11 protein-coding genes, 1 tRNA gene and 1 other RNA gene are annotated in these 12,478 nt (G+C 73.0%); 11 read left to right on the plus strand and 2 right to left on the minus strand.

Annotation, left to right across the window (positions count from 1 at the left end):
* Both ABD994_RS17455 and ABD994_RS17460 read right to left on the minus strand, forming a co-directional pair.
* A partial coding sequence (locus tag ABD994_RS17455) for a DUF222 domain-containing protein (RefSeq protein ID WP_345417541.1) occupies positions 1–906 on the minus strand: 906 nt, incomplete at its 3' end.
* Positions 907–976: 70 nt separating this feature from the next.
* Complete coding sequence (locus ABD994_RS17460; RefSeq protein ID WP_345417544.1) at positions 977–1,852, minus strand: NmrA family NAD(P)-binding protein; 876 nt, start codon at positions 1,850–1,852, stop codon at positions 977–979.
* A 142-nt stretch (positions 1,853–1,994) separates the two neighbouring features.
* Here ABD994_RS17460 and prfB point away from each other — a divergent pair, with 142 nt between their 5' ends.
* The 11 genes from prfB to ABD994_RS17515 form a co-directional block, all read left to right on the plus strand.
* Positions 1,995–3,110, plus strand: a complete 1,116-nt coding sequence (gene prfB, locus ABD994_RS17465; protein WP_345417547.1) for a peptide chain release factor 2 — start codon at positions 1,995–1,997, stop codon at positions 3,108–3,110.
* A gap of 45 nt (positions 3,111–3,155) precedes the next feature.
* Positions 3,156–3,845: a cell division ATP-binding protein FtsE gene (ftsE, locus tag ABD994_RS17470; RefSeq protein ID WP_345417550.1), complete on the plus strand. Its 690-nt coding sequence runs from the start codon at positions 3,156–3,158 to the stop codon at positions 3,843–3,845.
* Positions 3,845–4,741, plus strand: a complete 897-nt coding sequence (gene ftsX / locus ABD994_RS17475; RefSeq protein ID WP_345417553.1) for a permease-like cell division protein FtsX — start codon at positions 3,845–3,847, stop codon at positions 4,739–4,741. The genes ftsE and ftsX overlap by 1 nt, the downstream gene beginning before the upstream one ends.
* 20 nt (positions 4,742–4,761) lie before the next feature.
* Positions 4,762–5,274, plus strand: a complete 513-nt coding sequence (smpB, locus tag ABD994_RS17480; protein WP_345417556.1) for an SsrA-binding protein SmpB — start codon at positions 4,762–4,764, stop codon at positions 5,272–5,274.
* Between the two features lie 37 nt (positions 5,275–5,311).
* Positions 5,312–6,226, plus strand: coding sequence for an amidohydrolase family protein (locus tag ABD994_RS17485; RefSeq protein ID WP_345417559.1), 915 nt, complete (start codon positions 5,312–5,314; stop codon positions 6,224–6,226).
* A 68-nt stretch (positions 6,227–6,294) separates the two neighbouring features.
* Positions 6,295–6,673, plus strand: a transfer-messenger RNA (tmRNA) gene (ssrA, locus tag ABD994_RS17490).
* Positions 6,674–6,897: 224 nt separating this feature from the next.
* The gene (locus ABD994_RS17495) at positions 6,898–8,196 is read left to right on the plus strand and encodes a protein kinase family protein (RefSeq protein WP_345417562.1); all 1,299 of its coding nucleotides are present in this window, start codon (positions 6,898–6,900) and stop codon (positions 8,194–8,196) included.
* Between the two features lie 82 nt (positions 8,197–8,278).
* On the plus strand, positions 8,279–9,550 hold the full coding sequence (locus tag ABD994_RS17500; RefSeq protein ID WP_345417565.1) for an MFS transporter: 1,272 nt from the start codon (positions 8,279–8,281) through the stop codon (positions 9,548–9,550).
* On the plus strand, positions 9,547–11,103 hold the full coding sequence (locus tag ABD994_RS17505; RefSeq protein WP_345417568.1) for a cryptochrome/photolyase family protein: 1,557 nt from the start codon (positions 9,547–9,549) through the stop codon (positions 11,101–11,103). Before ABD994_RS17500 ends, ABD994_RS17505 begins: the two co-directional genes overlap by 4 nt.
* Positions 11,104–11,156: 53 nt before the next feature.
* Positions 11,157–11,229: transfer RNA gene (locus ABD994_RS17510), tRNA-Ala, on the plus strand.
* 201 nt (positions 11,230–11,430) lie between these two features.
* The coding region (locus tag ABD994_RS17515) for a cbb3-type cytochrome c oxidase subunit I (protein WP_345417571.1) at positions 11,431–12,478 on the plus strand (1,048 nt) is incomplete at its 3' end.

Below are 12,478 nucleotides of genomic sequence, written 5' to 3' on the forward strand. Positions count from 1 at the left end.
GGAGTCGTCGGGACCGGAGTCGTCGGGACCGGAGTCGTCGGGACCGGAGTCGTCGGGACCGGAGTCGTCGGCGTCGGGATCGTTGCCGGAGGCGTGGTACTCCGCTGCCAGCAGGACAGCCACCGCGCGGTCGTCGAGGCCGGCCAGCGACCCGTCGAGCAGCCGCTCGGCCACCTCCTTGCGCAGGACGCCGACCGGGGTCAGGACGCCGAGTGAACGCACCGCGGCGGCCAGCGCGTCCACGCGGTCGCGCATCGCCAACCCCGACGTCGCCGCCACATCCACCAGCGACAAGGTCGCCGTGCCGGACGGGTTGGCCGAGAGGATGAGCCGCCCGTTGCGGCGGGCGCGGGCTTCGCGGCGGGCGGCCCAGCCGGGATCGAGCTCGATCACGACCTGCTCGATGCGGTCGATCAGCTCCCCGACGGGCATGCTCGCCGCCACCGGCAGCAGCACCTCGGCCACGTGGCGCGCCAGGTCGTCGGGCACATCGCGGGTCCACTCACACAACCGCGACGCTCTGGCGAGATCGAGTCGGCCCTCCCAGACCGCCTCACCCACCGCCGGCAGCCGCACCTCGAGATCGTCGGCCAACCCGAGCTTGCGGGTGGCCATCGACCGCGACCAGCACAGCACCGCCGCGACCTCGTCGCCGGAGAACTCGTCCACCCCGGAGAAGCGCTCGGTGGAGCCGGCACGGGCCCGACCCAGGTTGTGCATCGCGGTCAACGTCCGGGACTCCGCGCGCGCCTGCTGCCGGGCACACGCCCGCAGATAGGCGGCCAGGTCCTCCCCGGCCAACGCCGCCGCCGAGAACTCGTCCAACACCGCGTCGAGCTCCGGACCGGGGCCCAAACCGTCCAGGACCGCGGCCACGGAGGGCCGCTCGTCCTGGTCGATGCTCACGAACAGGACGCTAGCCCCGACCCCCGACAACGACGGGCCCGAAGACGCTGGTGGAACCCGCGGGCACAGGTCACGGAACGGTAACGATCCCCTGCTCGAACGCCGCGGCATGGTCACGGGCGAAGTCGACGAGGTCGGTCGCCGGGCGCCCGGTGACGTCCTCGACGGCCGGGTCGACCACGGCGGCCTCGCCCCGGGCGTAGTGGGCGTAGTCCTCGACGAGGCCCTCGAGCTGCCACGCCGGCAGGTGCTCCCGCAGCGCGGACGCGAACGTCTGTGGGCTCACGTCGTCGAACGCGACCGGACGGCCCGTCGCGGCGGTGAGGGCCTCCGCGATCTCGCGGTGGGTCACCGCCCGCGGGCCGGTGAGCGTGTAGGTCGCGCCGGCACGTCCGGGCTCGACCAGTGACGCGGCAGCCACCGCGGCGATGTCGCGCACGTCGACCGCGCTCACCGCCGCGTCGCCGATCGGGGCCCCGAACCGACCGGTCGCCGCGATCCGGCCCGCGAAGGCGAGCAGGCCCTGGAAGAAGAGGTTCGGTCGCAGGACGACGGCCTCGACCGGCAGGGACGCTACGTGCGCCTCCACCTCGGCGTGCCAGCGCAGGAAGCGCACCGGCGAGTCCGCCTGCGCGGCGTACTGCGACAGCACGACGAGCCGCCGCACCCCGGCGGCGACGGCCGCGTCCGCGAACCGGGTCTGGCGCTCCGCGGCCCGCTCGGACGACGGGGTGACCAGGTACGCCGCGTCGACACCGTCCAGGGCGCGCCCGAGGGCGGCGAGATCGTCGAAGTCCGCCACCGCGACCTCGCGGCCGGGGAAGCGGTGGGCCTGGCCGGGGTCCCGGACCATCACGCGCGGCGCCACGCTGCGCCGGTCGAGCGGGGCGAGCACGGCGGCGCCGGTGGCGCCCGTCGCGCCGGTGACGAGGGTCGTGGGGCTCATGGCGATCTCCTCCGTGAACGGTGCTCCAGAACGAGAGCGCTGCTCTCACCAAGCGACGTTGCCACGGCGAGGATGAGGAAGCAAGAGCACTGCTCTCGATACGCCGGGGGATCGCGCCACACCGGGCGATTACGCTGGGGGAGTGGACGACTCGACCGCGACCGAGCTGAAGGACCTCGCCGCCTCCCTGGACAGCGTCGAGGCGGCGATGGACCTCGACGGTCTGCGGCGTGAGGTGGCCGAGCTCGAGCAGCAGGTCGCCGCACCCGACCTGTGGGACGACGTCGAGACGGCCCAGAAGCTGACCAGCGCGTTCACGCACAAGCAGGCGGACCTGCGCAAGGCCGAGGCGCTCCGTTCGCGGCTCGACGACCTCGGCACGCTCTACGAGATGGCCGACGAGTCCGAGGGCTCCGACGCGACCGAGCTGCGCACCGAGGCCGACGGCGAGCGGGCCTCGCTGAAGGCCGACGTCGACGCCTTCGAGGTGCGGACGCTGCTCTCCGGCGAGTACGACGAGCGCGACGCCCTGGTCACGGTGCGGGCCGAGGCGGGCGGCGTCGACGCCGCCGACTTCGCCGAGATGCTCATGCGCATGTACCTGCGCTGGGCCGAGCGCCACGGCTACCCCACGGAGGTATACGACACCTCCTACGCCGAGGAGGCCGGCATCAAGTCGGCCACGTTCCGGGTCAGCGCCCCCTTCGCCTACGGCACCCTCAGCGTCGAGCAGGGCACGCACCGGCTGGTGCGCATCTCGCCGTTCGACAACCAGGGCCGCCGCCAGACGAGCTTCGCGGGCGTCGAGGTGGCGCCCGTCGTCGAGCAGAGCGACCACGTCGAGATCGACGAGAAGGACCTGCGGATCGACGTGTACCGCTCGTCGGGCCCGGGCGGGCAAGGCGTCAACACGACCGACTCGGCCGTGCGCATCACGCACCTGCCGACCGGCATCGTCGTGTCCTGCCAGAACGAGCGCTCGCAGATCCAGAACCGCGCCACGGCGATGGGCGTGCTGCAGGCGAAGCTCCTCGAGCGCCGCCGGCAGGAGGAGCAGGCGCTACTCGACTCGCTCAAGGACTCCGGCTCGAGCTGGGGCAACCAGATGCGCTCGTACGTCCTGCACCCGTACCAGATGGTCAAGGACCTGCGGACCAACCAGGAGACGTCGCAGACCAGCCAGGTGCTCGACGGCTACATCGACGCGTTCCTCGACGCGGGCATCCGCTGGCGCAAGCAGAACGACACCGCGGCCTGAGGTAGGCACCGGCGTGATCGTCCACCCTCAGTAACATCCCCGGCCGTGATCCGGCTGGAGAACGTCTCGAAGGTCTACCCGACCTCCACGCGGCCGGCCCTCGACGACGTGACGGTGGACGTCGAGCGCGGTGAGTTCGTCTTCCTCATCGGGCCCTCCGGGTCGGGCAAGTCGACGTTGCTGCGGCTGCTGCTCCGCGAGGACGTCCCGAGCACCGGGACGGTCTGGGTCGCGAACTGGAACGTCGGGCGCCTGGCGAGCCGCCGGGTACCGCGCCTGCGTCAGCGGATGGGCTGCGTGTTCCAGGACTTCCGCCTGCTGCCGAACAAGACCGTCGCGGAGAACATCGCGTTCGCCCTCGAGGTGATCGGCAAGCCCCGCCACACGATCCGGACGGTGGTGCCCGAGGTGCTCGACATGGTCGACCTCGGCGGCAAGGCCGACCGGATGCCCTCGGAGCTCTCCGGCGGGGAGGCCCAGCGCGTGGCGATCGCCCGCGCGTTCGTCAACCGCCCGCTCGTGCTCCTGGCCGACGAGCCCACCGGCAACCTCGACCCCGAGACCGCCACCGGCATCACGACGCTGCTCGAGCGGATCAACCGCACCGGCACGACCGTGCTCATGGCCACCCACGACCGCCAGATCGTCGACAGCATGCGGCGCCGGGTCGTCGAGCTCTCCGGCGGCAAGCTCGCGCGCGACGACCACCGCGGCGTCTACGGGGCCTCCCGCTGATGCTGTTCGTCTGGCGCGAGGCGCTCATCGGCCTGCGGCGCAACCTGACGATGTCGATCGCGATGGTGATCACCACCGCCATCTCGCTCGGCCTGCTCGGCGCCGGCCTGCTCGCGGTGCGCACGATCGACCGCACCGAGGACCTCTACTACTCGCTCATCGCCGTCCAGGTCGCGCTCGACGAGCCGACGAGCGCCGACGACCCCGACTGCTCCGGCGCGGCCTGCACCGACCTGCGTCGCGACCTCGAGGCGAACCCGCTGGTGCGGTCGGTGGACTACGAGAGCCGCGACGCCGCGTTCGCCCGCTTCCAGCGCATCTACGCCGGCCAGTCGATCCTGCAGCTCGTGCGGCCGCAGAGCCTGCCCGCGACGCTGCGGGTGACGATGGCCGATCCGCTGCGGGGCGAGGAGATCGTTCAGCAGTACAGCGGCCGGCCCGGGGTGCGCAACGTCGTCGACCAGCGCAGCACGGTCGCCGACCTCTTCTCGTTCCTCGGCAACGTCCGCAACGCGACGTTCGTGCTGGCGATCGTGCAGGCGGTCGCTGCGCTGCTGCTGATCTCCAACACCATCCAGCTCTCGGCCTACACCCGCCGCACCGAGGTCGGGATCATGCGGCTCGTCGGGGCCACGCGCTGGTACACGCAGGTGCCGTTCCTCATCGAGGCGGTGGTCACCGGCGTCGTCGGGGCCGTTCTCGCGACGGCCGGGCTGGTCGCCGCGAAGATCGTCTTTCTCGACCGTCTGCTGTCCGGACGGCTGCTGGCCAACACGATCCCGCCGATCGGGATGAGCGACGTGCTCGGTGACGTTGGACCGGTGTTGGTGGTCGTCGGTGCGGTGATCGCCACGGCCACGGGGTACGTGACCCTGCGGTTGTACGTACGCACCTGAACGAACGGGAGGTGGACGCTGTGGCGAAGACGAAGAGCGCGCCGGCCAAGGCCAGCAGCAACCGCCCGGAGGAGCGACGCAAGGTCGTCGCCACCAACCGCAAGGCGAAGTACGACTACCAGATCCTCGACGTCTACGAGGCCGGCATCGCGCTGCAGGGCACCGAGGTCAAGAGCCTGCGCGCCGGGCACGTGTCGCTCAACGACGCCTTCGCGCTCGTCACCGACGGCGAGGCCTGGCTGCGCGGCCTGCACATCCAGGAGTACGACTTCGGCTCCTGGACCAACCACGAGCCGCGGCGGGTGCGGAAGCTCCTGCTCCACAAGTCGGAGATCGCGCGGCTGGTCGGGAAGACCCGCGAGACCGGGCACACGCTCGTCCCGCTGTCGCTCTACTTCTCCGGCGGCCTCTGCAAGGTCGAGCTCGCGCTGGCGCGCGGCAAGGCCAAGCACGACAAGCGCGAGGCGATGGCCGAGCGGGACGCGAAGCGCGAGGCCGAGCGCGTCGTGGGACGGCGGATCAAGGGGTGGTGAGTCCGGTGGGACGCGCAGCGCAGCGGAGCCGGACCCGGTGAACCGCGATCCGCTGGCGACGCCGCCGATCGACGACGCCGACGTCCCGGCGTGGGTGGCGGCCACCGGGGTCGACGGGCTGGTCGACCTCCACGTCCACTTCCTGCCCGACCGCATGCTGCAGAAGGTGTGGGCGTTCTTCGACCAGGCCGAGCAGAACTACGGCCGGCCGTGGCCGATCCACTACCGCGAGCCCGAGCAGACGCGGATCGACCTGCTGCGCGGGTTCGGGGTGCGGACGTTCGCGCCGCTGGTCTACCCGCACAAGCCCGACATGGCGGCGTGGCTGACGTCCTGGGCGCTGGAGTGGGCCGCGGAGGTCCCCGAGGCGGTGCCGACCGCGACGATCTATCCCGAGGACTCGGTGACGAGCTACCTCGGCGACGCGCTCGACGCCGGGGCGCGGGCGGTGAAGGTGCACGTCCAGGTCGGCGACTTCGACCCCCGCGACCCGCGCCTCGACCGCGCCTGGGGTCTGATCGCCGAGGCCGGCGTGCCCGCGATCGTGCACTGCGGCGACGGCCCCCGGCAGGGCACGTACACCGGGATGGACGTCTTCACCGAGGTGCTCCGGCGCCACCCCCGGCTGACGGCCGTGATCGCCCACGCCGGGCTGCCGGAGTACGACCGGACGCTGCAGCTCGTCGACCGGTTCGAGAACGTGCACCTCGACACGACGATGGTCGGGACGCCGTACACCCAGGAGTTCGCCCCGGTGCCCGACGACTGGCCCGCGCGGCTCGTCGCCGTGGCCGACCGCGTGGTGCTGGGCACCGACTTCCCCAACATCCCCTACGGCTACCACGAGCAGCTCGCGGCGATCGCGGGCTGGGCCGCCGCCGACGACCGTCTCGGGGCGCCGTTCCTGCGCTCGGTGCTGCACGACGCCCCCGCGCGGCTGCTCGGCGTCTGACGGCCGGGCGGGATGAACCGGGCGCCCCGGGGCGTTATGATCGGTGGCCCCGCAGAGCGCGGGACCGAGGGGGTGACTGGTTTCGACTCCGAGTGGTTCATCAGGAGAAGCGTGCCGAGGAAGGCAACGATGATCTCGTTAACCATGCGTTGCGATGAATTAAGCGCCGAGAGTTCTCAGCGCGACTTCCAGCTCGCTGCCTAAGTTCAGCGGGTAGGGAAGTCTGTCGGCCCGGGTTCGTCACCGACCCGGTCGCCGGCATCAGCTAGGTGACTCACCGTCGGGCCCGGTCGCGGGGCCCGTCCGGGACATCTCACAGCGACTGGGATCGTCACACCGGCCCGTCCGCAGGACCGGTGGATCCGAGCAGAGACGAGGCGGACTGCGCACGGAGAAGTCCTGATTGCTGATCGGAGGACCCGGGTTCGATTCCCGGCACCTCCACCACCCCTCACGGCCGGGCCGGGGAGCACCTGCTCCCCGGCCCGTTCTGTGTCACAGGGGGTGTCACGACCCGGCCTCCCACCTCGTCCCCTGGACGGACGCTGCTCATCCTTTCGGCCGGTCGGCTCTGACCGATGGGCCGGTCGACTCAGCGTCACGTGGAGCGCTACCGTGGGCGCACGGCGCTCACTCGTCCGGAGGAGCGACCCGGGGTGAGGGGGTGCGAGGTGGCCACGCAGGACGACGCGACACCGGACACGCCGGACACCGCACACGACACGACGCCGGCGGGCAGGCCCGATGGTGCGGTCGACGCCGCCACCCGCGGGCTCGACGCGGTCCTCGGGCGCGAGGTCGCGATGGTCACGCTGCCGCCCGCGCGGGGCGAGGACCTCGTGGTGCGCACCGAGCAGGTCCGCCGCCTCGCCGGGCTGCACCACGGCCACCTCGTCGAGGTGTTCGACGTCGACGGCCTGGCCGAGGGCGTCGAGAGCACGCTGGTGCTGCAGAGCGTCGACGGGCGGCCCCTCGACGGCCTCGCGGACCGGGGGCGCTGGTCGCCGCTGGCCGTCGCGGAGATCGGTGCCCAGCTGGCCTCCGGGCTCGCCCACGCCCACGCCCGCGGCGTCGTGCACGGCCGGATCGGGCCGGCCAGTGTCGTCGTCGGCGGCACGCCGGGGGCGCCCCACGCGTGGCTGACCGGCTTCACCGCCGCGCTGCACCCCGCCGCCCCGACGGCTCCCGCCACCGGGCCCGCGGCCCCGCCCCACCCCGGCGACGACGTCGCCGACCTCGGCCGCGCCCTCGCGCTGGTGCTCGACGCCCACGGCCCGGGCGCGCCCGCCCTCGAGCAGGACCTCGCGGCCATGGCCGACGGCCGTGTCGCGGCCCGCACGGCGGCGGAGTCGCTGGCCCACGTCGCCGAGACCCTGCGCCACGCCGACGAGGACCCCACGAGCATCGTGCCGCTGGTCGTGCCGGAGGTCGGTAGCCCGGTCGCGGCGGCGCCCCGGCCGATGCCCGCGCCGCCGGTGGCCGGGACCGAGGACGTCGGCAGCGGCCGGCGGGCCCGCCGCCGCCGGCCCGCGCGCGGCCTGCCGTTCGCGGCGCTGGGCGGGGCGGCCCTGCTGCTGGCGACGGCGTCGGGCTTCGTCCTCTGGGCCGCCGAGAGGCCGAGCGGCACCGAGGTCGGCGTGTCGAACGTGACACAGCCGGAGCAGCCCCCCGGCCCGGCCGCGGTCGCGCCGCCCGCGGCGTCGAGCCCGTCGTCCACCGGCGGGAGCGCCTCGTCCGACGACGACGAGGCGACCCCGGTGCGCAGCTCCACCCGCCGCAGCACCATCACCCGCGACGTCACCACGGTGACCCGGTCCCCGCGCCCGGCCGCGCCGGTGGTGCCGCCGACCGTGCCTCCGACCGCCACGGTGCCGCCGACCACCGACCCCGCCGACCCCACGGTCACCCCGACGACCACCACGCGCGCGGCCCCGCGCACCGGGGGCGCCGCCACGCTCGCCGCTCCCTGAACCGGGTCGGGCGCCGGCGCCCGGCGAGGGGCAGACTGCCGGGTGGCCGCCGACCCCGAGCGTGAGGGAGCCCCCGAGCCCCATGGGTGCCGCACCGCAGCGGGACCGCACGTCCGATCAGTGCCCGCCGCGGACGGCGTTGCCCTGGGAGGTCTGGGCGCTGCTCGCCGGCAGCTTCCTCGTCGCGGCGGGCTACGGCATCGTCGCGCCGGCGCTGCCGGTGTTCGCCCGCAGTTTCGGGGTGGGGGTCACCGCCGCGTCGGCGGTCGTCAGCGCCCTGCCGGTCATGCGGCTGCTCTTCGCCCCGGTCAGCGGGCGGCTCGTCGCCCGCACCGGCGAGCGCACGATGTACCTCACGGGCCTGCTGGTCGTCGCCGCCTCCACCGGCGCGTGTGCGCTGGCGACCAGCTACGCGCAGCTGCTCGTGTTCCGCGGGCTGGGCGGCATCGGCTCGACGATGTTCACCGTCTCGGCGTTCTCCCTGCTGTTCCGCCTGGCGCCCGAGGATCGTCGCGGGCAGGCCAGTGGGCTGTTCACCGGCGCGTTCCTGCTCGGCGGGGTCACCGGGCCGGCGCTGGGCGGCGCGCTCGTCGCGGTCGACCTGCGCGCGCCCTTCGTCGTCTACGCCCTCGCGCTGGTGCTGGCGACGATCGTGGTCGGCGCGCTGCTGGCCCGCTCCCGGCAGGTGGGCGTGCGCCCGCCGGACCCGGACGCGACACCGCTGACGATCGCCGCGGCGCTGCGCCTCCCGACCTACCGGGCCGCGCTGGTGTCGAGCCTCGCGACCGGCTGGGCCGTGCAGGGCGTGCGGGTCGCGCTCGTGCCGCTGTTCGTCGCCGTGGCCCTGGGGCGGGCGCCGATCTGGGCCGGGATCGCCCTGACCGTCTTCGCCGTCGGCGACGGGCTCGTCCTGCTGGCCACCAGCGGGATGTCCGACCGCCGCGGCCGGCGGCCGGTCGTCGTCGCCGGCCTCGCGCTCGTCACCCTCGGGACGGCCGCCCTCGCGCTCGCGGCCGTCGGCGGGACGGCCGGCCTCGTCGTCCTGCTCGGCGCGTCCGCGGTCGCCGGCGCCGGGGCGGGGCTCCTCCAGCCGGCCCAGGGCGCCGCGGTCGCGGACATCGTCGGCTCCCGGCGCAGCGGCGGGCCCGCGCTGTCGGGGTTCCAGATGGCCGCCGACGTCGGCGCGATCGTCGGCCCGGTCGCGGCCGGCGCGCTCGCCGAGTCGGCGTCGTTCCCGGTCGCCTTCCTCCTCAGCGCCGGCGTCGCGCTGGTGGCCCTGGTCGTGTGGTCGGCCCTGCCCCGGCGCTCCACCCGCGGTTCGCCCACCGAGGGGCAGGGCACCCGCCCCGCATGAGCGCGCAGGTCCCCGCCGGGGTCGAGGACACCTACACCGAAGCGGTGGACGCCGCGCTCGACGAGGCGGGCGCCGAGCGCGACGCGCCGCTGTGGGTGTTCGGCGATCAGCTGGGCCCCGCCGTGCACGGGCTGCCGCAGCACGCCGAGCGCGAGGTGGTGCTCGTGGAGTCGGCCGCCGTCCTGCGCCGGCGCCGCTACCACCGCCAGAAGCTGCACCTCGTGCTCTCCGGGATGCGCCACCTCGACGACGAGCTGGGCGACCGCTCGACGTACCACCGCACCGAGACCTACCGGGAGGCGCTGGCCGAGGTCGGGCGCCCGGTGGTGGTGCACCAGCCGACGTCGCACACGGCCGTGGAGTTCGTGGAGCGGTTGCGCAAGGACGGCCTCGTCGCCGCCGTGCTGCCCCCGACGACGTTCGCGCGTCCGCGGGCGGAGTTCGAGGCGTGGGCCGGTGACGACGACTCGTTCACGATGGAGAACTTCTACCGCAACCAGCGGCGCCGCTTCGACGTGCTGATGGACGGCGAGCAGCCCGTCGGCGGGAAGTGGAACCTCGACCACGACAACCGCGAGCCCCCGCCGAAGACGGAGACCCTCGGCGTCCCCGACCCGTGGTGGCCCACCGAGGACGAGATCGACCAGCAGGTCCGCCGCGACCTCGACGACATGGTCCTGCCCACCGTCGGCGCGGACGGCCCCCGGCTGTTCGCGGTCACGCCCGACGAGGCCCGGAAGGCCCTGCGGCGGTTCGTCGACCACCGCCTCGACCCGTTCGGGCCGCACGAGGACGCGATCCTCGCCGGCGACCCGTGGATGGCGCACTCGCTGCTCTCGGTGCCCCAGAACCTCGGCGTGCTGCACCCGCTCGAGGCCGTCCACGCCGCCGAGCAGGCCTACCACGACGGCACCGCGCGCCTGAACTCCGTCGAGGGCTTCGTGCGCCAGATCCTCGGCTGGCGCGAGTACATCTGGCACCTCTACTGGCACTTCGGCAAGGGCTACACGAAGCGCAACGAGATGGACCACCGCAAGGCCCTGCCGACGTGGTGGACCGAGCTCGACGGCGACCACGTCACCGCGGCCTGCCTGTCCTCGGCGCTGAACGGGGTGCGCGACCGCGGGTGGGTGCACCACATCCCGCGGCTCATGGTGCTGGGCAACCACGCCCTGCAGCGCGAGTACCGCCCCAGCGCGCTCTCCGAGTGGTTCACCACGTCGTTCGTCGACGGCTTCGCGTGGGTGATGCCGCCGAACGTCGTCGGCATGAGCCAGCACGCCGACGGCGGCAAGCTCGCGACGAAGCCGTACACCTCGGGCGGGGCCTACATCAACAAGATGTCCGACCACTGCGGCGACTGCGCCTTCGACCCCAAGGTCCGCGTCGGGGAGAAGGCGTGCCCCTTCACCGCCGGCTACTGGCAGTTCGTCCACCGGCACGAGTCCCTGCTGCGCGCGAACCAGCGCACGGCCCGTGCCGTGGCCACGATGGACCGCCTCAAGGACCTCGACGCGGTGCTGGAACAGGAGCACGGCCGCCGCGACTTCTAGCCCGACCCCCGACGCCGGTGGGTGTCCGTCGGCGTGTAACGTTGCGTCGCGTTGGGGCTGTGGCGCAGCTGGTAGCGCATCACACTGGCAGTGTGAGGGTCAGGGGTTCGAGTCCCCTCAGCTCCACCCACCACGAGGACCGTCGCCCACCGGGGCGGCGGTCCTTCGTCGTTCCCGGACCGCCCCCGGTGGTCTACGACGGATCGTCGTGGGAGGCTTCACCCGGCGCGCCCGGGTCCCGCACGGCGGTTACGATCCCTGGGTCCGCGCACGTACGGCCGTTCGGCCGTCGGGGTGGAGGAGACGCACCGTGAGCAGGAGGCCCTCGTGACCGCCGTGGCACCCAAGCCGATCGCGACCACGCCGTACCCGGCGCGGGAGACGAAGCGCGGGTCGTTCGTCGGGCGCATGCTCAAGACGACGGACCCCAAGGACATCGCGATCCTCTACATGGTCACGTCGTTCGGGTTCTTCCTGATCGGCGGGCTGATGGCGCTGCTCATGCGCGCCGAGCTGGCCCAGCCGGGCCTGCAGATCCTGTCGGTGGACCAGTACAACCAGCTGTTCACCATGCACGGCACGATCATGCTGCTGCTGTACGCGACGCCGATCCTGTTCGGCTTCGCGAACTACATCGTGCCGCTGCAGATCGGCGCCCCCGACGTCGCGTTCCCGCGGCTCAACGCCTTCTCGTACTGGCTGTTCCTGTTCGGCGGCATCATCGTCGTCTCCGGGTTCTTCACCCCGGACGGCGCCGCCGCGTTCGGCTGGTTCGCCTACACGCCGCTCTCCGACGTCGTGCACTCGCCGGGCCTCGGCGCCGACGTCTGGATCGTCGGCCTCGTCGTCTCCGGTCTCGGCACCATCCTCGGCGGCGTCAACTTCGTGACGACGATCGTGTGCATGCGCGCCCCGGGCATGACGATGTTCCGGATGCCGATCTTCACCTGGAACATCCTGGTGACGGTCGTGCTGGTGCTGCTCGCCTTCCCGATCCTCACCGCGGCGCTGCTCGGCCTGGCCGCCGACCGTCACCTCGACGCGCAGCTCTTCGCGCCCGAGCACGGCGGCGTGATCCTGTGGCAGCACCTGTTCTGGTTCTTCGGGCACCCCGAGGTCTACATCGTCGCGCTGCCGTTCTTCGGCATCGTCACCGAGATCTTCCCGGTGTTCAGCCGCAAGCCGATCTTCGGCTACAAGACCCTGATCTACGCGACGCTGTCGATCGCGGCGCTGTCGGTGGCCGTGTGGGCGCACCACATGTACGCCACCGGCGCGGTGCTGCTGCCGTTCTTCTCGTTCACGACGTTCCTCATCGCCGTGCCGACCGGCATCAAGTTCTTCAACTGGATCGGCACCATGTGGCGCGGCCAGC

Source organism: Actinomycetospora chlora, from assembly GCF_039542135.1.
Lineage (GTDB): Bacteria > Actinomycetota > Actinomycetes > Mycobacteriales > Pseudonocardiaceae > Actinomycetospora > Actinomycetospora chlora.

Excerpts from the sequence above, each read along its gene's own strand:
- ABD994_RS17460 (WP_345417544.1), bottom strand. The coding sequence starts at position 1,852 with ATGAGCCCCACGACCCTCGTCACCGGCGCGACGGGCGCCACCGGCGCC.
- ftsX (WP_345417553.1), top strand. The coding sequence starts at position 3,845 with ATGCTGTTCGTCTGGCGCGAGGCGCTCATCGGCCTGCGGCGCAACCTG.
- ABD994_RS17500 (WP_345417565.1), top strand. The coding sequence starts at position 8,279 with ATGGGTGCCGCACCGCAGCGGGACCGCACGTCCGATCAGTGCCCGCCG.
- ABD994_RS17505 (WP_345417568.1), top strand. The coding sequence starts at position 9,547 with ATGAGCGCGCAGGTCCCCGCCGGGGTCGAGGACACCTACACCGAAGCG.